Below are 18,796 nucleotides of genomic sequence, written 5' to 3'. Positions count from 1 at the left end.
AGCAAAGCTAAACTAATTAATTCTAATTTTCGGCTATAAATCGAACCCAATTGAAAATTGCCATACTCTATTTCGGGGACTACCTTCCTCTTCATAAATATCACCTAATCCTAAATGGTATCTTACACCAAGACTAATACCGGAATTTGTTTTAAATCCGCCTCCAAAATTCATTCCCCAATCAAACTTATTAGGTTTAAACTCTTGCGAAGTATCAAAAAGGTTGAAGCTACTATCAAAAGTTTCTTTGTGTGAAATAGCTAAACCAGCTTGTGGACCAACTTCCAAATAAAAATTATTATTGGGGTACACCTTAAACATTAAAGGAGCGTTGATATAATCTAGTTTTTGTGTAAAGGTTCCGCTATCGTTTTTTATTTCGTAGCCTTGTTGTGCATACAGTAATTCTAATTGTATTGCAAAGTTGTTTGAAACAAAAGACTCTCCGTAAAAGCCAACATGAAAACCATGTCTTTGCCCAGTTTCTCCTTCTCCATCGAAGTGCACTGCTGCTAAATTGTATCCTCCTTTTAAACCAAAGTTAGATTCGTTTGAATTTTCTTCTTGTGCATTACTAGTAAAAACTAGGCATAGCAATGCTATAGTTATTAAATATACTTTTTTCATATTTCTTAAATGTTATAAATTATTTTCCGCCGTTAGCCTGCAAGTCTGCAATACATTGTGCGTCTAATTGCGGAGCAGATCCTCCTGAAACTAAATTAGCAATACCGTCTCCAGTTTCGGCAGACCAATACATTAAACAGGTTTCTACATCGCAATGTTTTGGGTGTTCTGCATCTTCATGATTAGATTGTAAGTCTGCTCCTAAGTTTGTTAATCCTAAAATATGTCCGAACTCATGCATTATTACAGTCGTTTCTAATAGACTTCTACTAGGTTCAAAAGCACTATCACTAAAACCGTGTAGCGTTTCTTCGTAAATAACAAAAGATGTATTTCTATATGCTGTGCCTAAAACTACGCCGTTATTTGTGTTACTATCCGACTCTCCATCTGCAAAAAAAGCCCAAACTGCAATTTGATCTGCTGTATTATATGCTGTTCTATTTGCATCCTCAACGGCTCTTATTTCTGCGTTTGTATATGGTGCATTTCCAGGCGAAGCTATTGCTCTTTTTTCAACTAGTATACCATTAGGTTTAAACGTTCTTGCTTCTAAAAAAGCTACAAAATTGTTTATTGCTGTCTGCGAAGGCTCAAAACCGTCGACATAAACAAGTTCTATTTTCATACTTGTATATGTTGCATCGGATAATAAATCATTAGATGAGCTACCAGTTGATTGTTGGTTAGCACTGGTATTATTGTTGTTATTGTTCGATTCGCTGTTTGAAGAATCGTCCGTTGTACAGGCTACAATAGTTAACAAAAAACTTAATACAAATACTATCTTTTTCATTTTAGTTTTTTTTTATAAACAGCTGCTAGAAAATTCTAACAGCTGTTTTAATCCTTTTAATTTCAAATATATTTAGATTACACTTGCGTAAGAACTAACGTTATTGCTGCATTTGTAGAGCTTTGCAATTCTATTGTAGTGTTGCTATAACTCGTTACTTGCCATTCCTGATTTAATAAACTAAAAGTAGCATTACCAGTAAAGTTTAAGTTTAAAAACACTTCTGTTTGCGAAGTAACTTCATAAGTTCCCTGCACATCATTGCTGGTTGTATTTACTATATTTTCTGCTACTAAACTTAAATCGTTTGCAAAATCAATAGTATATTCTACATAATCCGTTGCTGTATTTACTCCAGCAATCACAAAAGAATCCACTTGAAAAAGACCATCTACTAATAGTACTTCTAAAGTATTAGCTTCATCTTCTGCATCCTCGATAATTCCGGCTTCATTTACACAATCATTAATACTTGCTTGTAATTCTGAATCACTACTTACTGTTGTTGAAGTTCCGTTGGTAAAAGTTAAGTCTATTGGATAACTAATAGAGAATAATTCATCATCACTAAAACCATTCATATATGCATACAACTGTTGTTCAGACTCTAACACGACACTTCCCGTTTGTTCTAAAGACAAGCTATATGTTAATACTGTTATTGGAAACTCTATATCTAAACAAGATATTGCTGCTTCTCCTGCTGCTTCTGCCGCTTCACATGCATCTACCAAAGCATCATATTCTCCTTGACTTGTAACAACGACCTCTGTATAATTACTTAAGGAAACTGTTAACGGAAACTGAAGTACTACGGTATCTTCATCGGTATTAAATTGGCCTAAAATATTAAGCACCTGCGTGTAATCTACTTCATTTAGAATAGTTATGGATGTACCATTTATAGTTGCTGTAACTGGTAATAAAATAGAAGAGCAGGAAACGCCGTCTAGAAAATCATCAAAAGAACCATCAAACATAGATGTTCTTGTTAGGTTATCTGCTGTTTGAGAATCTGCCGAATTGGTATTTGGATTTTCACCATTTTCATTATCTATTTCATCTTGACAAGACAGCAATGAAAATAATGCGATGCATAGGATGGAGGTAATTAATTTTAAATTTTTCATAATATTTTAATGTTTACAAATTTAACTTTATTTATTTACTTAACGATTTTTTCATTTTCTATTAGTAAGACAACTCGTTTTAATTTTACCCTACTTTTCTTTTAATTTATTTGATTTAATAATAGGATGGATGCAATAATTAATGCCATTGCAAATACGATTAAAGTAATTTCTATAAATTCTAATGTTCTGTTTTCCATAATAAATTGTTTTAAGGGTTTTATGCACTTAAGACATCTCTAAAACAGTTTACCCTACCTTACCTTAAAAAATATTATCTTTCGAGAATTATAATGAACACTAAATGACCCAAACTACTAACAACCTCTGTGATGAATCTTATTTTAATTCTTTCTATTTAAAACAGGTTCAAGCAGTAAATAATTTTGCGTATTACAAATGTGGGGATCCAGATAATGCTTTGGATTTGGTTCAAGACGCTTTTTCTAAAATTTGGGAAAACTGTTCTAAAATTGACTACACCAAGGCCAAAACATATTTATTCACTACAGTAAATAATTTGTTTTTAAATACTATAAAACATAATAAAGTAGTTTTAGAATATGCAAAAGCATCTCCTTATATAGACACTAATAACCAAAACCCGGAATACTTATTAGAAGAAGATGAGTTTAAAATCAAACTACAAAATGCTATTTCTGGACTAACAGAAGGGCAACGTGAAGTTTTTTTAATGAATAGGATTGATGGTAAAAAATATAGAGAAATTGCTGAAATTTTAAATATTTCGCAAAAAGCAGTAGAGAAAAGAATGTCTGGAGCATTAAAAGCCTTAAGATCAAAAATAGAAAATATTTAATATTTGTGGTAGGGAAAAGACTAATGTAATTGTCTTATTATTAGAACGCTAAAAATGAAAGAAGAAAAAGACATATTAAAATGGTTTAACCACGACCTTTCTGAAAAAGAGATTGCAGATTTAAATACCTCTGAAAATTCAAAAACGCTTAGTAAAATAGCACATTATGCTTCACAACTAGAAGCTCCAAAAATAGATGCACAAAAAACTTTAGAAGATTTTAAAAACAGAAAAAGCACCAAAAGCGACCCCAAAATTAGAACCTTAAACTTTAAACAGTTTTATAGAATAGCTGCTGTTTTTGTTATTCTATTAACTTCATCCTACTTTCTGTTTTTCAATAATATGCAATCCTTTGAAACTAAATATGCAGAAACAGAAACATTATTACTTCCGGATAACTCGGAGGTGATTTTAAATGCAGCATCCAAATTAAGCTTTAATAAAAAATCATGGAAGGATAATAGAAGTTTAGAATTAGATGGAGAAGCTTTTTTTAAAGTAGCAAAAGGTAAAAAGTTCACCGTACATACAGCTGCTGGAATAGTTCAAGTTTTAGGAACGCAGTTTAATGTAAAAGAGAGAGATAATTATTTTGAAGTTACCTGTTATGAAGGTTTAGTAAGTGTTACTTACAATAAGGAAACGATAAAATTAGCTAAAGGAAAATCTTTCAGAATATTAAATAACAAAACAGAATTTAAAGACTTACATGCTACAAACCCATCTTGGTTGCAACAAGAATCTAGCTTTACCAATGTACCTTTACGCCAAGTAATGGAAGAGCTAGAAAGACAGTATAATATTAAAATAACAGCAAATAATATAGATACGGATCAATTATTTACAGGAACTTTCACGCATAACAATAAAGATATAGCATTGCAATCTGTTAGTATTCCCTTAAAATTAAGCTATACCATTACTGGTAATACTATTACTTTAAGCAACTATGAGGCTCACTAAATGTTTTTTATACATACTCTGTTTTTATTCTACTTTAAGTTTCAGTCAAAATACTTCTGAAAAAAAAGCACTTACAAGTATCATTACCTCTATAGAAGAAAAATTTGATGTGAAATTCTCTTATTCCGTAGAAGATGTAAAAGCTATTTTTATTGAAACGCCTTCAGATACATTATCCTTAACCGAAACCATAAACTTTTTAAACACAAAAACGTTACTAAATTTTAATGTTTTAGATAATAGATACATAACAGTTTCTGTTGTTAATAAAACGATTGCTATTTGCGGTATCATAGTAGACCAAGAAAATAACGAACCGCTATTGGGTACTTCTATTATAATTACGAATACGCAAATAGGAACAGCTACCAATTACGCTGGGAAATTTAAACTTACAAATGTACCAAGTGATGCTATAATTAGTATTTCATATTTAGGATATAAAACGGTACACTTAAAAGCAAATCACTTTTTTAATGAAAGTAACCAATGTAAAATCGTTTATTTAAGTGAAACCAATCAAGAGTTAAACCAAATTACCATCACTAAATTTTTAACCACTGGTTTACAAAAAAGGATGGATGGTAGCACTATTTTAAACACAGATAAATTTGGCATTTTACCCGGTTTGATAGAACCAGATATTTTAGAATCTATACAAGCGCTTCCAGGTGTAGAGAGTGCTAATGAAAGTATTGCAAACATCAATGTAAGAGGTGGAACTAATGACCAAAATTTAATTATTTGGGATGCGATTAAAATGTATCATTCTGGGCATTTCTTCGGATTAATTTCTGCGTACAACCCCAATCTAACAAACAAAGTTATTGTAACTAAAAACGGCACAAGTAGCGAATTTAGCGATGGTGTTTCTAGTACCATAAACATGTTTAGTAAAGACGAAATATCCAATACATTTTCTGGAGGAGCTGGTTTTAATTTAATAAGTGCAGACGCTTTTTTACAAATACCAATTTCAAAAAAAATAGAGTTTCATATTTCTGGCCGACGTTCTTTTACAGATTATTTAAGCACACCAACCTATGCCAATTATTTTGAACGAAGTTTTCAAGATAGCGATATCAATACGCAAGAAATTAATGAAAATAACACATCTTCCGATTTTTTCTTTTACGATTATTCTGCAAAGTTATTATTTAATCTAAACGAAAAGCATAAACTCCGTGCCAACGTTATTGGCATTTATAATAATTTAGATTATGCGGAAACGATTACCAATACCGAAGAGGAAACCACTTCTAAAAATAGCACCTTATCGCAAGAAAACATAGGTTTCGGAGGAAATTGGCAGGCACAATGGAGTAAAAAGTTTAAAACAAAATTAATTGGTTACTCCTCTAAATATACAGTAAATGCAGATGATTATAGAGTACAAACAGACCAACGTTTACAACAAGGTAATGAAGTATTAGAAACTGGATTAAAACTAAACTCCTATTTTTCTGTTAATGATAATTTAGTACTCCTTAATGGTTATCAATTCAATGAAACTGGAATCTTAAATAAAACTACTGTTAGTGGTCCATCTTACCTTAAAGAAAAAAAGGATGTGCTATTAAATCATGCTTTCTTCTCGGAAGGAGAATACAAAAAGAACAATACCTACTTAAGAGTTGGTGTACGTTTTAATTACTTTCAAAAGTTTAGCAAATTACTTATGGAACCTAGAATAAATTTTAGACAAAAATTGTCTCCACACTTTGCTATAAAAATAGAAGGCGAGTTTAAAAACCAATCGACTAACCAAATAGTAGATTTTCAAGATGATTTTTTAGGCGTTGAAAATAGGCGATGGGTTTTGGCTAACGAAGAAAACATACCAATATCTACAAGTAAACAAGGTTCTTTCGGTGTAGCGTTTAACAAAAAGAATTTTCATGTAGACCTAACTAGCTTTTATAAAAAAGTTGATGGTATCACAGCATCTAATCAAGGTTTTTATAACAACTTTCAATACGTAAATGCGACAGGAAGTTACGCTGCAAAAGGTATCGAGTTTTTAGCTAATATAACTTCGATAAAATATAGTACTTGGTTAAGTTATACATATAGTACTAACGACTATACCTTTCATAGTTTTACTCCTAAGAAATTCCCCAACAACACAGATATTAGACATTCTATATCCTTCGCTTTTAATTATAATCTTTTTGAAGATTTACAAATATCTTTAGGTAGCATGTACCGATCTGGTTTACCATATACCAAACCTTTGGAAGGGAATGAAACCACACAAAATGGTAGTTTCTATTTTGTGAATTACGATGTACCAAATAACGAAAACCTAGATGCTTTTATTCGTTTTGACGCTTCGTTAAGCTATACGTTTCATGTGTCTAAAAAACTAAAAACATCTCTACGATTTGGCATTAAAAACATTACCAATCAAGACAATGTTATTAATCGTTATTATATTGTAGACGAAACGGATACGGAAAAAACAATACAAGTAAATAACAAATCTTTAAAATTTACGCCAAACGCAAGCTTACGAGTTACCTTTTAATTAATCGCGAATTAAAGGCATCGTACTGCAACGTAACAAACCTTCTTGTTTCGATATTTCCGCATAAGGCACTTCTTCTACCGTAATACCATTTTTTCGTAACCAGCTGTTTAATCTAGTGAAGTTTTTTTCTGAAATAACAACATCTTCCGAAATAGAGAATACGTTACTATTCATATGAAACATTTCTTCTTTGGTAATTATGAAACAATTTTCTTTTCCGAAGAAATTTAACAACCAAGAATACTCTTCTTCTTCTAGAAAACCTTCTTTATGCAAAATCGCTTTATTTTTTCCAATAGGTTGAAAACAGCAATCTAAATGTAAGGCATTATCTCTTGGATCAGTTTGCGATTTTCTAAGATTAAAAGACTTCACTTTTTTATGCGGAAAGGTTTTTTCTAGAAATGCAACACCTTGTAAATTAGTTCTAGCAACAATATAATCGGCATAGTCTTCTTCTCTATAGGTACCAACAAAAATATAATCATTCCAAAGCATGACGTCTCCTCCTTCAATATGAACTTCTTCTGGAGGACGAATAACTTTATCAGGATTAATTTTGTCCACAACATATTGTATCGCGTCCAACTCTTCTTCTCTATCTGGTAAAATATTTGCCTTTACAAAAACATCATCTATTACAAATGCGATATCTCTTGCAAAAATTTGGTTACAGTTTTCTATTAATTCTGGTCTGTAAACGGTTACGTTATATTTCTTAAAAACGTTAGCTACTGCTTCCATTTCTTTAACCATATCTGCTTCAACAGGATAGGTTCCTGCCTTTATATGTAGTGCAGATTTAGGATCATAAGCTTCGTCCAAACTTGGTGTTGGCCCATTACTTATTGCAGTACCAAGAACCACTGCTCTTAGTCTAGATGTTTCGTTTTTTACGTTTAGTTTTAGCATACTGTAAATATATAAAAAGCCTCATAATTTCTTATGAAGCTTTTTAGTTTAAAGATTTTTAATCTTATCTGTTTTTTATGTCTTTAAAAGCTCTTTGCGTTTCTCCAATATAAATTTGTCTTGGTCTACCAATTGGCTCTTTACGCAAACGCATTTCACGCCATTGTGCAATCCAACCTGGTAATCTACCAAGTGCAAACATTACTGTAAACATATCTGTTGGTATTCCCATACCTCTATAAATAATTCCAGAATAGAAATCTACATTTGGATATAATTTTCTATCTACAAAGTATTTATCTTCTAAAGCTTCTTTTTCTAATCCTTTAGCGATATCTAAAATTGGATCTTCTACTCCAAGATCTCCTAAAACTTCATCTGCAGCAACTTTAATAATTTTTGCTCTTGGATCAAAGTTTTTATAGACTCTATGTCCAAAGCCCATTAAACGGAAAGAATCATTTTTATCCTTTGCTTTAGCCATGTATTTTTTAGTATCTCCACCATCTTCTTCAATACCACTTAACATTTCTAAAACCGCTTGGTTTGCTCCACCGTGAAGTGGTCCCCAAAGAGCAGAAATACCTGAAGAAATAGATGCAAATAAACCTGTGTGTGCAGAACCAACGATACGTACAGTAGATGTAGAACAGTTTTGTTCATGATCTGCATGTAATATTAATAACTTATCTAAAGCATTAACTAAAATTGGGTTTTGTACATATTCTTCGTTTGGTTTTTTAAACATCATTTTTAAGATGTTTTCTACATAACCTAAAGAGTTATCTCCATAATCTAATGGTAAGCCTTGTTTTTTACGCATTGTCCAAGCTACTAATACTGGAAATTTCCCTAATATTCTCACTACGCTTTTATACATCTCCTCTTCAGAATCTACATTCACAGAAGAAGGATTAAATGCGGTTAATGCACTTGTTAAAGAAGACAAAACTCCCATTGGGTGTGCCGACTTAGGAAAAGCATCTAAAATTTTCTTTATATCATCATCAACAACAGATTGTTCTTTAATGTCTTTTTGAAATTTCTCTAATTCTTCTTTATTTGGTAATTCACCAAAAATCAACAAAAATGCTACTTCTAGAAAATCAGCTTTTTCAGCTAATTCTTCAATAGAGTACCCTCTATATCTTAAAATACCTTCTTCACCATTTAAAAACGTAATAGCACTTTCGCAAGAACCTGTATTTTTAAATCCAGGATCAATGGTTGTTACACCACCTGTTACTCCTCTTAAGGTTTTGATATCTATAGCAACCTCGTTTTCTGTTCCTTTAATTAAAGGAAACTCGTATTTTTTTCCATCAATTTCTATTGTAGCTGTTTTTGACATATTTAATTTTGAATATTATTTGTTTTGCGGAATGCTAAATTACGAAAAACCACTCGATTTTTAAAGCGATTTAACAAAGCTTTTTACAATATTAATATCACTAAAATTGATGGCATAAAAAAAGTGCTTATTTTATACAAATAAGCACTTTTTACAATTACTCGAAATACTATTATTTTATTTTAAACGCTTTCTCTTGCGGATAATAAGCTACGGTATTCAATTCTTCTTCAATACGAAGTAATTGGTTGTATTTTGCCATTCTATCACTACGAGAAGCAGATCCTGTTTTAATTTGACCACAGTTTAACGCTACCGCTAAATCTGCAATGGTATTATCTTCAGTTTCTCCAGATCTGTGGGACATTACGGATGTATAACCCGCATTGTGCGCCATATTTACGGCAGCAATAGTTTCTGTTAATGTACCGATTTGGTTTACTTTAATTAAAATAGAATTTGCGATGTCATTTTCTATTCCGCGAGATAAACGTTCTACGTTTGTAACAAATAAATCATCACCAACTAACTGTACTTTATCTCCTATTTTTTCTGTTAAGTATTTCCAACCTTCCCAATCGTTTTCGTCCATTCCATCTTCAATAGAAATAATTGGATATTTAGCAGCTAATTCTGCCAAGTAATCTGCTTGCTCTTTGCTGGTTCTTATTTTCCCTTTATCTCCTTCAAACTTCGTGTAATCATATTTCCCGTCTACAAAAAATTCCGCAGCAGCGCAATCTAAAGCAATCATAACATCATCCCCTAAAGTATATCCAGCGTTACCTACCGCTTTAGCTATAGTTTCTAAAGCATCTTCTGTACCACCTTCTAAGTTAGGTGCAAATCCACCTTCGTCTCCTACAGCAGTGCTTAAACCTCTATCGTGTAATACTTTTTTTAGGTTATGGAAAATCTCTGTTCCCATTTGCATGGCATGTGTAAAGTTTTTAGCTTTTACAGGCATTACCATAAATTCTTGAAATGCAATTGGTGCATCACTATGTGAACCACCATTAATAATATTCATCATTGGAACTGGAAGTGTGTTTGCACTTACACCACCAACGTATCTGTATAAAGGTAAGGCTAACTCATTTGCAGCAGCTTTTGCAGCAGCTAGAGAAACTCCTAAAATTGCGTTTGCTCCCAATTTTGATTTGTTTGGAGTACCATCTAAATCAATCATAATTTGATCGATATCATTTTGGTCAAAAACGGAAACACCTAATAGTTCTTCTGCAATTATAGTATTCACATTTTTCACAGCTTTAGAAACTCCTTTTCCCATATATGCTTTTCCGCCATCACGTAACTCTACAGCCTCGTGTTCTCCTGTAGAAGCTCCAGATGGTACAGCAGCTCTTCCTAAGAAGCCATTTTCTGTTATAACATCAACTTCTACTGTTGGGTTTCCTCTTGAATCAAAAATTTGTCTTGCGTGAATATTTATTATAATGCTCATAAAATATGTTTTTGTTCCTCAAATTTACTTTTTAATTCTCTTTTAGTAAGTAAGTTATTTAAAGAATTGTTTAAAATTGTTCCTATATCGTTTTAGTAAAACAGAAAAGACAACGAATTACTATTTTCGTTGTCTTTTTTATATTATTTCGATTTCATGTTTTCAATAAACTCATCAAATAAATAAGAGGAATCATGTGGCCCAGGACTTGCTTCTGGATGATATTGTACAGAAAAACAGTTTTTGCTTTTCATTTTAATTCCTGCCACAGTATCATCATTTAGATGTATGTGTGTAATTTCTAAATCTGGATGTGCTTCTGTTTCTTCTCTGTTCACAGCAAATCCATGGTTTTGCGAAGTGATTTCTCCTTTCCCTGTAATTAAATTCTTTACGGGATGGTTAATACCTCTATGCCCATTATGCATTTTAAAAGTGGATATTCCATTTGCTAAAGCAATTACTTGATGCCCTAAACAAATACCAAATAATGGTAAATCTCTTTTAATAATTTCTTTAGCTACTTGTTGTGCTTCTACCAAAGGCTCCGGATCTCCAGGACCATTAGATAAGAAATATCCATTTGGATTCCATGCCGCTAATTCTTCAAACGTAGCATTGTATGGAAACACTTTGATGTAGGCATCTCTTTTCGCTAAATTACGTAGTATGTTTTTTTTAATTCCTATATCTAAAGCTGCAATTTTTAAGGTAGCATTTTCATCCCCATAATAATAAGCCTCTTTGGTTGAAACTTTGGACGCTAGCTCTAAACCTTGCATATCTGGTATTTCGGCTAATTGTTGTTTAAGTCCTTCTACATTTTCAACATCGGTAGATATTACAGCATTCATTGCGCCATTATCTCTAATATAACTTACCAGTGCTCTTGTATCTATATCTGAAATTGCAAGGAGATTATTCTTTTCTAAAAATTCTTCTAAAGAAGCATCTGCAGCATCACGAGAATAATCATAGCTAAAATTCTTACAGATAAGACCGGAAATTTTTATAGCATCCGACTCTACTTCTTCTACCTTGGTACCATAGTTACCGATATGTGCATTGGTTGTAACCATAAGTTGCCCAAAGTAAGAAGGATCCGTAAAAATTTCTTGATAACCTGTCATTCCAGTATTAAAGCATACTTCGCCAAAGGCAGTACCTTCTTTATTAGCGACTGCTTTCCCATGAAAAATGGTTCCATCTGCTAATAGAATTATTGCTTTTCTAAGAGATTGGTATTTCATTGTGTAATTTTTGTAGTGTTGTTTGGTTTGCAAAATTGCATAAAAAAAAGGATAAACTAAAATAGTTTATCCTTTATATTATTATTGCTTATTAACAATTATTATAATGTGTTATAATATTGAAAAATTTTAAAAAGATCTGCTTCCTTAGATGTAGATATTTTATTCTCCTTTATAAAGCTATTAACTTCACGTTTTTTATTAGACATTAGTTTTAAAAGGTTAGACTTTTTCATCTTAACCTCTTGTATTTTTCCGTTTTTTTCTGCGTAGTAACTATTTTCTACTGTCATTTTATCTTTACCCATTTTTTGATTTGTCATAGGGTTAACTTCTGCAACAATAACAAGAGTACTATGCGATTTATATAAAGCAATTTTGTCTCCTTCTTGAATTACTTCTAGTAAATAATTTTGCCCTTTATCTATATTTTTATTTACAAAGGTTTTAAGGCCTATTCTTACCTTTTTTAAATCTCTAGTATTGAATACAAAAACTTTTTCTGCACTATCTTCATTTAGAAGCGCTTCAATTCTATTAGAACTTATATTAAAATTACAATTGGGTATGTTATATCCTTTACCTGTGGCATCATAAATTTCGCCTCTATTAATCCAGTTCTCGTAAAGATAAGATGAACCATTCATGTCACCAGAGGTTGTTGTCGTTATCCAAAAGCCACTGTTAGTGTTCATATTATCATTAGCAAAAAGATCACTAATTTTATTTCCACCACCACCACCTATAATAGTAGCTGAACTCGTTTGAGAGAATGACATGCCCGTGCATAATAAAAGCGCTAAACCTAAAATTTTTTTCATAATCTGTATATTTTATCTTAAATATAACTAAAATAACGGTACTTGCCCTAAAAAATTAAAGAAAAATCATACATGCATTTCAAAACGTATGTCATTACCATCCCAACCTTCTGTTTCTGCATATGGTAAGTCAGTACCAATAAAGCGTTAGAAAAATATATCTTAAATCTGTAAACCGAGTTATAAAATATCTAAAAAAAGCAACGTTGCCTATGTTAACTATTACTTTACTACTTAAGGAAGTTAAGCTTATAAGCTAAATACTTCTTGTCCTAAAACACTAGTACAATAAGCCCTTAAAAAAAGGCATAAAAAAAAAGGATAAACTATTATAGTTTATCCTTTTTATATACATAAGTATTACGACTATTTATAATGCATTATAATGATCGAATATCTTAAAAAGGTCTGCATCCTCTGAAATAGATAATTTATTCTCTTTAAGAAAGGTTTTCATTTCTCCTTTTTTATTAGCCATTAACTTTAATATAGAAGATTTTTTCATTTTAACAAGCTCAATATTACCGTCTTTTTCCACATAATAACTAGATACAATATCTACTTTATTATTCCCCATAGCTTCTTGTGTCATAGGGTTAATTCTTGCTTCAATAATACTTGAATTATATGCTTTATATAAAGCAACTTTTTCTCCCTTTTGAATCACCTCTAATAAGTACGTTGCACCTTGATCAATTGCCTTTGTAACAAAGGTTTTAGGACCAATTTTCACTTTAGTCACATCTCTAGTATTAAATGCAAAAACTTTTCCTTTGGTATCATTATCTAAAAGTGCCTCAAAACGATTGAATTTCACATTGAAATTACAGTTAGGAATGTTATATCCTTTACCGCTTGAAACATACACTTGTGCTCTATTCACCCATTTATCATACAGGTAAAATGTACCATCTAAATTATTAGAAGTTGTAGATTTAATCCAAAACCCACTTCTACTATTAATATTTTGTAGATCACTACCATTGTTCCCTCCTCCATCAGGAAGAATTTCGGAACCAGTTTGCGCAAAAGAGAATGTAGCACTTACTAGAAATGCCATTAAAAATAATTTTTTCATGATTTGTTTTTTGTGTACGTAAATCTATAAAAAAAAAGGCAAACTTAAATAAGTTTGCCTTTTTTGCACTGTTAAAAAAATGTTATTTTATTCTTCTTCGTTTGTAGCTTTAGTCTCTACAGCCGGAGCAACATCTTTGTTTCCACCTCTTCTACTTCTACGCGTAGTTTTCTTAGCTTTTTTATCTGCATTGTAAATTTCATTGTAATCTACAAGTTCAATCATTGCCATATCTGCATTATCCCCAAGTCTGTTTCCAAGTTTGATGATACGTGTATAACCACCTGGACGATCTCCAACTTTAGTAGCAACTTCTCTAAATAATTCCGTTACTGCTTCTTTTTGTCTTAATCTAGACATAACAATACGTCTATTGTGCGTAGTGTCGTCTTTAGATTTTGTGATCATTGGTTCAACAAATCCTTTTAAAGCTTTAGCTTTTGCTACAGTTGTGTTAATACGTTTGTGCTCTATTAAAGAACAAGCCATATTAGCTAACATTGCTTTTCTGTGGGCTGTTTGTCTACCTAAGTGATTTACTTTTTTTCCGTGTCTCATGACATTTTTGTTTTAGCTTCATCTTGCTCTAACTCACTATTGAGGAGCAAAATATGAAGTAATTAATCTTTATCTAATTTATATTTTGAAAGGTCCATTCCAAAGTTTAAACCTTTAACATTTACAAGCTCTTCAAGCTCTGTTAACGATTTTTTACCAAAGTTACGAAACTTCATTAAGTCATTTTTATTAAAAGAAACTAAGTCTCCTAAAGTATCTACTTCTGCAGCCTTTAAACAATTAAGAGCACGTACAGATAAATCCATATCCACTAATTTTGTTTTAAGCAATTGTCTCATGTGAAGTGATTCTTCATCATAAGTTTCTGTTTGTGCAATTTCATCCGCTTCTAATGTGATACGCTCATCAGAGAATAACATGAAGTGATGAATTAAAGTTTTAGCACCTTCGGTTAAAGCATCTTGAGGTGTAATAGAACCATCTGTAATGATTTCGAAAACTAATTTTTCGTAATCTGTTTTTTGTTCTACACGAAAATTCTCAATGCTATACTTAACATTTTTAATTGGAGTATAAATTGAATCTGTAAAGATGGTACCTATTGGTGCAGATGATTTTTTATTTTCTTCTGCAGGAACATAACCTCTTCCTTTTTCAATGGTGATTTCCATGTTAATATTTACTTTAGGATCTAAATTACAGATTACTAGTTCTGAATTTAATACTTGGAATCCTGAAATAAATTTTTGAAAATCTCCAGCTGTAATTTTATCTTGACCAGAAATAGAAATAGAAACAGACTCGTTATCCACATCTTCTATTTGACGCTTAAAACGCATTTGTTTTAAGTTCAATATCATTTCTGTTACGTCTTCCACTACACCTGCAATGGTAGAAAATTCATGATCTACACCTTCCATTCTCACGGATGTGATTGCGAATCCTTCTAAAGAAGAAAGTAAAACTCTTCTTAAAGCATTTCCAACTGTTAATCCATAACCTGGTTCTAGTGGTCTGAATTCGAATTTACCTTCGAAATCAGTAGAATCAATCATGATTACTTTATCAGGCTTTTGAAAATTAAATACTGCCATATTGTTCTTCGTTTTAATTGTTATTTAGTTGCGCGATTTATAAGTTTGAAGAACACAAATAAATCCTTTGGCTAAATACCAATATGATTAATTATTATTTAGAATACAATTCAACGATAAACTGCTCGTTTATGTTTTCTGGAATTTGAAGTCTAGCAGGTACAGAAACATAAGTTCCTTGCTTAGTATCGTTATTCCATGTAATCCATTCGTATACATTACTTGAATTTGATAAAGATCTATCAATAGATTCAAGTGATTTCGATTTTTCTCTTACTGCAACAACATCTCCAGCTTTTAAAGAATATGAAGGAATATTTACTAATCCACCATTTACAGTAATATGTCTGTGAGATACTAATTGTCTTGCTCCACTTCTAGAAGGAGAGATTCCCATTCTATACACTACGTTGTCTAATCTAGACTCGCAAAGTTGTAATAAAACTTCACCTGTAATACCTTGAGCAGCTGTTGCTTTTTTGAATAAACCTCTAAATTGACGCTCTAAAATACCATACGTATATTTAGCTTTTTGTTTTTCCATTAACTGGATTGCGTATTCAGATTTTTTCCCACGACGTCTTGCGTTTCCGTGTTGTCCTGGAGGGTAATTTCTTTTTTCAAAAGATTTATCTTCTCCAAATATAGCTTCGCCAAATTTACGTGCTATTTTAGTTTTAGGACCAGTATATCTTGCCATTTCAAATTGTTTTTTTAAGAGTGTTTATGAATTAAGGTCTTAATCTTATCCTTCGACAAACGTTGATCTCTTGTTGATACTTGATTATTATTATTTTTCAGTTTGCAAATTTACGTATAAAAAATTTAATAGCAACTATATAATTACAGTTGCTATTAAATTTAAAAATATATAAATTATACTCTTCTACGTTTTGGAGGACGACATCCATTATGAGGCAATGGAGTAACATCAATAATTTCTGTTACTTCGATTCCTAAATTGTGGATAGAACGAATAGCAGATTCTCTACCATTTCCAGGTCCTTTAACGTAAGCTTTCACTTTCTTTAAACCTGCTTCTTTTGCTACACCTGCAGCATCTTCTGCAGCTAATTGTGCTGCATAAGGAGTATTCTTTTTAGAACCTCTAAACCCCATTTTACCAGCAGAAGACCATGAAATTACGTCTCCTTTTTTGTTGGTAAGTGAAATAATGATGTTATTAAAAGAAGCTGTAATGTGTACTTCTCCAACAGCATCTACTATAACTTTACGTTTTTTAGTACTTGACTTTGCCATATTATTTTAGCTTTTAGTAATAGTTAATAGTCGCTAGAATCCTAAACCTTAATTTCAAACAGATTCTTTCCAACGTCTAAAGACTAAAGACTATGTTATTATTTCGTTGCTTTCTTCTTGTTAGCAACAGTTTTTCTTCTACCTTTTCTAGTTCTAGAGTTGTTTTTCGTACGTTGTCCTCTTAATGGAAGACCAGATCTATGACGAATACCTCTGTAACATCCAATATCCATTAATCGCTTAATGTTTAATTGTGTTTCAGAACGTAATTCACCTTCAATTGTAAACGTACCAACAGCATCACGAATGGCTGCTATTTGGTCATCGTCCCAATCTTGAACTTTAATACTTTCATCAACTTTAGCTTCTGCTAAAATTTCTTTTGATCTGCTTCTACCTACTCCGTAGATATAAGTTAGAGAGATTACTCCTCTTTTCTGTTTTGGTATGTCTACACCTGCAATTCTTGCCATAATTACCCTTGTCTTTGTTTGAATCTAGGATTCTTTTTGTTAATCACGTAAAGTCTACCTTTTCTACGCACTATTTTGCAATCTACGCTTCTTTTTTTAACTGATGCTCTTACTTTCATCGTATTGGTATTAGTATCTATAAGTTATACGAGCCTTAGTTAAATCATAAGGGCTCATTTCTAATTTTACTTTATCTCCTGGTAATAATTTAATATAATGCATACGCATTTTACCTGAGATGTGTGCTGTCACAATGTGACCATTTTCTAATTCAACACGAAACATAGCATTTGATAATGCTTCTATAATGGTTCCGTCTTGTTCTATTGCTGCTTGTTTTGCCATAGTATATAAATTAAGCTACTGCTTTTCTATTTTTACCAGTTTTCATCAAGCCATCATAGTGTCTATTTAACAAGTATGAATTTACTTGTTGCATAGTGTCAATTGCAACTCCAACCATAATTAATAGTGATGTACCACCAAAAAATAAGGCCCAACCAGATTGTACGTTCATTAGCTTAACTATGAATGCTGGGAACACAGCAATAAGTGCTAAAAATATAGAACCAGGTAATGTTATTTGTGACATTATTTTATCCAAATATTCTGAGGTTTCAGATCCAGGACGTATACCAGGAATAAATCCTCCGCTACGTTTTAGATCATCCGCCATTTTATTTGTAGGTACTGTAATTGCCGTATAAAAATATGTAAATATAATAATTAATAAAGCAAATATTAAATTGTACCAGAAACCAAACATATCTGAAAAATTTGTCTGCATCCATTGTCCAGCTGCCGTATCTTTTAAGAAAGAAGAGCCACCTATTAAACCTGGTACAAACATAATTGCCTGTGCAAATATAATTGGCATTACTCCAGAAGCATTCAACTTTAATGGAATAAATTGTCTTGCACCACCAAATACGTTTTTCTCGTATCCTCCCGATGCTGTTCTTCTTGCGTATTGTACTGCAATTTTTCTAACCGCCATTACTAACATGATACATGCTGCAATAATTGCTAACCAAATTACTAGTTCGAAAAGAATTAACATCACGTTATTTCCTTCTAATCTAGAAGATGCATTTAATAAGAAGTTTTTAGGTAAAGTTGCTATAATACCAACCATAATTAATAAGGAAATACCATTACCAATACCTTTATCTGTAATCTTCTCACCTAACCACATTGCAAATACAGTTCCTGTTACTAAAATAATAACAGAAGAGAAATAGAATAAACCACCTTGACCTAATAAAAAGGCAGATTGCGGAATACCTAAAGCAGGTAAACTTGCTAAATAACCTGGAGCCTGCACTAAGCAGATTCCTATGGTTAACCATCTTGTTATTTGCGTGATTTTCTTTTGTCCACTTGCTCCTTCTTTCTGTAGTTTTTGCAAATAAGGAATTGCTATTCCCATTAGCTGTACTACAATAGAAGCAGAAATGTAGGGCATGATACCAAGAGCAAACACAGATGCATTAGCAAATGCTCCACCTGTAAATGCATTTAATAAACCTAATAAACCATCTTCTGTATTACCTTGTATACCTTCTAATTGTGAAGCGTCAATACCTGGAAGTACTACTTGTGCTCCGAAACGATATACTAATAATAAACCTAATGTTAAGATTATTCGGTTTCTTAGTTCTTCAATTTTCCAAACATTTTTTAATGTCTCTATAAATTTCATGC

The 18,796-nt window shown here is 31.9% G+C and carries 20 protein-coding genes; 3 read left to right on the top strand and 17 right to left on the bottom strand.

All coding sequences use genetic code 11. The features are described 5' to 3' along the window. Positions 1-33: 33 nt before the first annotated feature. The 3 genes from ACVCZW_RS12190 to ACVCZW_RS12180 form a co-directional block, all read right to left on the bottom strand. Positions 34-627 (bottom strand): porin family protein, encoded by a 594-nt coding sequence (locus tag ACVCZW_RS12190; protein ID WP_452228687.1) that lies wholly within the window; start codon positions 625-627, stop codon positions 34-36. A 19-nt stretch (positions 628-646) separates the two neighbouring features. Beyond that, on the bottom strand, positions 647-1,423 hold the full coding sequence (locus ACVCZW_RS12185) for a membrane metalloprotease (protein WP_452232529.1): 777 nt from the start codon (positions 1,421-1,423) through the stop codon (positions 647-649). A 77-nt stretch (positions 1,424-1,500) separates the two neighbouring features. Continuing rightward, on the bottom strand, positions 1,501-2,553 hold the full coding sequence (locus ACVCZW_RS12180; protein WP_452232528.1) for a hypothetical protein: 1,053 nt from the start codon (positions 2,551-2,553) through the stop codon (positions 1,501-1,503). A gap of 304 nt (positions 2,554-2,857) precedes the next feature. Between ACVCZW_RS12180 and ACVCZW_RS12175 the strand changes: the two genes are divergently transcribed. From ACVCZW_RS12175 to ACVCZW_RS12165, 3 genes are read left to right on the top strand one after another with little or no spacing between them, the layout of a single operon-like run. Then, positions 2,858-3,373 carry an RNA polymerase sigma factor gene (locus ACVCZW_RS12175; RefSeq protein WP_452228684.1) on the top strand — a complete coding sequence of 172 codons (516 nt, stop codon included), beginning with the start codon at positions 2,858-2,860 and terminating at the stop codon, positions 3,371-3,373. A 54-nt stretch (positions 3,374-3,427) separates the two neighbouring features. Beyond that, positions 3,428-4,339, top strand: a complete 912-nt coding sequence (locus ACVCZW_RS12170; protein WP_452232527.1) for a FecR family protein — start codon at positions 3,428-3,430, stop codon at positions 4,337-4,339. After that, positions 4,326-6,866 carry a TonB-dependent receptor gene (locus ACVCZW_RS12165; RefSeq protein ID WP_452232526.1) on the top strand — a complete coding sequence of 847 codons (2,541 nt, stop codon included), beginning with the start codon at positions 4,326-4,328 and terminating at the stop codon, positions 6,864-6,866. The genes ACVCZW_RS12170 and ACVCZW_RS12165 overlap by 14 nt, the downstream gene beginning before the upstream one ends. On the opposite strand, the gene ACVCZW_RS12160 is transcribed toward ACVCZW_RS12165, so the two are convergent. The 14 genes from ACVCZW_RS12160 to secY form a co-directional block, all read right to left on the bottom strand. Further along, positions 6,867-7,781: a dimethylarginine dimethylaminohydrolase family protein gene (locus tag ACVCZW_RS12160; RefSeq protein WP_452228681.1), complete on the bottom strand. Its 915-nt coding sequence runs from the start codon at positions 7,779-7,781 to the stop codon at positions 6,867-6,869. It lies immediately after the preceding gene. Between the two features lie 64 nt (positions 7,782-7,845). Further along, positions 7,846-9,132, bottom strand: coding sequence for a citrate synthase (locus ACVCZW_RS12155; RefSeq protein ID WP_452228680.1), 1,287 nt, complete (start codon positions 9,130-9,132; stop codon positions 7,846-7,848). Positions 9,133-9,304: 172 nt separating this feature from the next. After that, a complete protein-coding gene (gene eno / locus ACVCZW_RS12150; protein WP_452228679.1) occupies positions 9,305-10,597 on the bottom strand; it encodes a phosphopyruvate hydratase in 1,293 nt (430 codons plus the stop codon). A 143-nt stretch (positions 10,598-10,740) separates the two neighbouring features. Next, positions 10,741-11,847 carry a glutamine-hydrolyzing carbamoyl-phosphate synthase small subunit gene (carA, locus tag ACVCZW_RS12145; RefSeq protein ID WP_452228678.1) on the bottom strand — a complete coding sequence of 369 codons (1,107 nt, stop codon included), beginning with the start codon at positions 11,845-11,847 and terminating at the stop codon, positions 10,741-10,743. A gap of 101 nt (positions 11,848-11,948) precedes the next feature. Beyond that, on the bottom strand, positions 11,949-12,668 hold the full coding sequence (locus tag ACVCZW_RS12140; RefSeq protein ID WP_452228677.1) for a hypothetical protein: 720 nt from the start codon (positions 12,666-12,668) through the stop codon (positions 11,949-11,951). Between the two features lie 370 nt (positions 12,669-13,038). Then, positions 13,039-13,746 carry a hypothetical protein gene (locus ACVCZW_RS12135; protein WP_452232525.1) on the bottom strand — a complete coding sequence of 236 codons (708 nt, stop codon included), beginning with the start codon at positions 13,744-13,746 and terminating at the stop codon, positions 13,039-13,041. 87 nt (positions 13,747-13,833) lie between these two features. Next, positions 13,834-14,304 carry a 50S ribosomal protein L17 gene (rplQ, locus tag ACVCZW_RS12130; protein WP_452228675.1) on the bottom strand — a complete coding sequence of 157 codons (471 nt, stop codon included), beginning with the start codon at positions 14,302-14,304 and terminating at the stop codon, positions 13,834-13,836. 62 nt (positions 14,305-14,366) lie between these two features. After that, the gene (locus tag ACVCZW_RS12125; RefSeq protein WP_452228674.1) at positions 14,367-15,359 is read right to left on the bottom strand and encodes a DNA-directed RNA polymerase subunit alpha; all 993 of its coding nucleotides are present in this window, start codon (positions 15,357-15,359) and stop codon (positions 14,367-14,369) included. 94 nt (positions 15,360-15,453) lie between these two features. After that, entirely contained in the window at positions 15,454-16,059 is a 606-nt protein-coding gene (rpsD, locus tag ACVCZW_RS12120) for a 30S ribosomal protein S4 (RefSeq protein WP_452228673.1), read from the bottom strand. A gap of 176 nt (positions 16,060-16,235) precedes the next feature. Then, the gene (rpsK, locus tag ACVCZW_RS12115; RefSeq protein WP_055442864.1) at positions 16,236-16,619 is read right to left on the bottom strand and encodes a 30S ribosomal protein S11; all 384 of its coding nucleotides are present in this window, start codon (positions 16,617-16,619) and stop codon (positions 16,236-16,238) included. Positions 16,620-16,717: 98 nt separating this feature from the next. After that, entirely contained in the window at positions 16,718-17,092 is a 375-nt protein-coding gene (gene rpsM / locus ACVCZW_RS12110) for a 30S ribosomal protein S13 (protein ID WP_055442865.1), read from the bottom strand. 2 nt (positions 17,093-17,094) lie between these two features. Further along, complete coding sequence (gene ykgO, locus ACVCZW_RS12105) at positions 17,095-17,211, bottom strand: type B 50S ribosomal protein L36 (protein WP_076732133.1); 117 nt, start codon at positions 17,209-17,211, stop codon at positions 17,095-17,097. Between the two features lie 10 nt (positions 17,212-17,221). Further along, positions 17,222-17,437 carry a translation initiation factor IF-1 gene (infA, locus tag ACVCZW_RS12100; protein WP_007094967.1) on the bottom strand — a complete coding sequence of 72 codons (216 nt, stop codon included), beginning with the start codon at positions 17,435-17,437 and terminating at the stop codon, positions 17,222-17,224. A gap of 10 nt (positions 17,438-17,447) precedes the next feature. Then, positions 17,448-18,794, bottom strand: coding sequence for a preprotein translocase subunit SecY (gene secY / locus ACVCZW_RS12095; RefSeq protein ID WP_452228672.1), 1,347 nt, complete (start codon positions 18,792-18,794; stop codon positions 17,448-17,450). Positions 18,795-18,796 lie beyond the last annotated feature (2 nt).

It is taken from the genome of Lacinutrix sp. MEBiC02595 (assembly GCF_053601555.1).
This window is presented reverse-complemented; position numbering and strand designations above follow the sequence as displayed.

Excerpts from the sequence above, each read along its gene's own strand:
- ACVCZW_RS12190 (WP_452228687.1), bottom strand. The coding sequence starts at position 627 with ATGAAAAAAGTATATTTAATAACTATAGCATTGCTATGCCTAGTTTTT.
- ACVCZW_RS12185 (WP_452232529.1), bottom strand. The coding sequence starts at position 1,423 with ATGAAAAAGATAGTATTTGTATTAAGTTTTTTGTTAACTATTGTAGCC.
- ACVCZW_RS12180 (WP_452232528.1), bottom strand. The coding sequence starts at position 2,553 with ATGAAAAATTTAAAATTAATTACCTCCATCCTATGCATCGCATTATTT.
- ACVCZW_RS12175 (WP_452228684.1), top strand. The coding sequence starts at position 2,858 with ATGACCCAAACTACTAACAACCTCTGTGATGAATCTTATTTTAATTCT.
- ACVCZW_RS12170 (WP_452232527.1), top strand. The coding sequence starts at position 3,428 with ATGAAAGAAGAAAAAGACATATTAAAATGGTTTAACCACGACCTTTCT.
- ACVCZW_RS12165 (WP_452232526.1), top strand. The coding sequence starts at position 4,326 with ATGAGGCTCACTAAATGTTTTTTATACATACTCTGTTTTTATTCTACT.
- ACVCZW_RS12160 (WP_452228681.1), bottom strand. The coding sequence starts at position 7,781 with ATGCTAAAACTAAACGTAAAAAACGAAACATCTAGACTAAGAGCAGTG.
- ACVCZW_RS12155 (WP_452228680.1), bottom strand. The coding sequence starts at position 9,132 with ATGTCAAAAACAGCTACAATAGAAATTGATGGAAAAAAATACGAGTTT.
- eno (WP_452228679.1), bottom strand. The coding sequence starts at position 10,597 with ATGAGCATTATAATAAATATTCACGCAAGACAAATTTTTGATTCAAGA.
- carA (WP_452228678.1), bottom strand. The coding sequence starts at position 11,847 with ATGAAATACCAATCTCTTAGAAAAGCAATAATTCTATTAGCAGATGGA.
- ACVCZW_RS12140 (WP_452228677.1), bottom strand. The coding sequence starts at position 12,668 with ATGAAAAAAATTTTAGGTTTAGCGCTTTTATTATGCACGGGCATGTCA.
- ACVCZW_RS12135 (WP_452232525.1), bottom strand. The coding sequence starts at position 13,746 with ATGAAAAAATTATTTTTAATGGCATTTCTAGTAAGTGCTACATTCTCT.
- rplQ (WP_452228675.1), bottom strand. The coding sequence starts at position 14,304 with ATGAGACACGGAAAAAAAGTAAATCACTTAGGTAGACAAACAGCCCAC.
- ACVCZW_RS12125 (WP_452228674.1), bottom strand. The coding sequence starts at position 15,359 with ATGGCAGTATTTAATTTTCAAAAGCCTGATAAAGTAATCATGATTGAT.
- rpsD (WP_452228673.1), bottom strand. The coding sequence starts at position 16,059 with ATGGCAAGATATACTGGTCCTAAAACTAAAATAGCACGTAAATTTGGC.
- rpsK (WP_055442864.1), bottom strand. The coding sequence starts at position 16,619 with ATGGCAAAGTCAAGTACTAAAAAACGTAAAGTTATAGTAGATGCTGTT.
- rpsM (WP_055442865.1), bottom strand. The coding sequence starts at position 17,092 with ATGGCAAGAATTGCAGGTGTAGACATACCAAAACAGAAAAGAGGAGTA.
- ykgO (WP_076732133.1), bottom strand. The coding sequence starts at position 17,211 with ATGAAAGTAAGAGCATCAGTTAAAAAAAGAAGCGTAGATTGCAAAATA.
- infA (WP_007094967.1), bottom strand. The coding sequence starts at position 17,437 with ATGGCAAAACAAGCAGCAATAGAACAAGACGGAACCATTATAGAAGCA.
- secY (WP_452228672.1), bottom strand. The coding sequence starts at position 18,794 with ATGAAATTTATAGAGACATTAAAAAATGTTTGGAAAATTGAAGAACTA.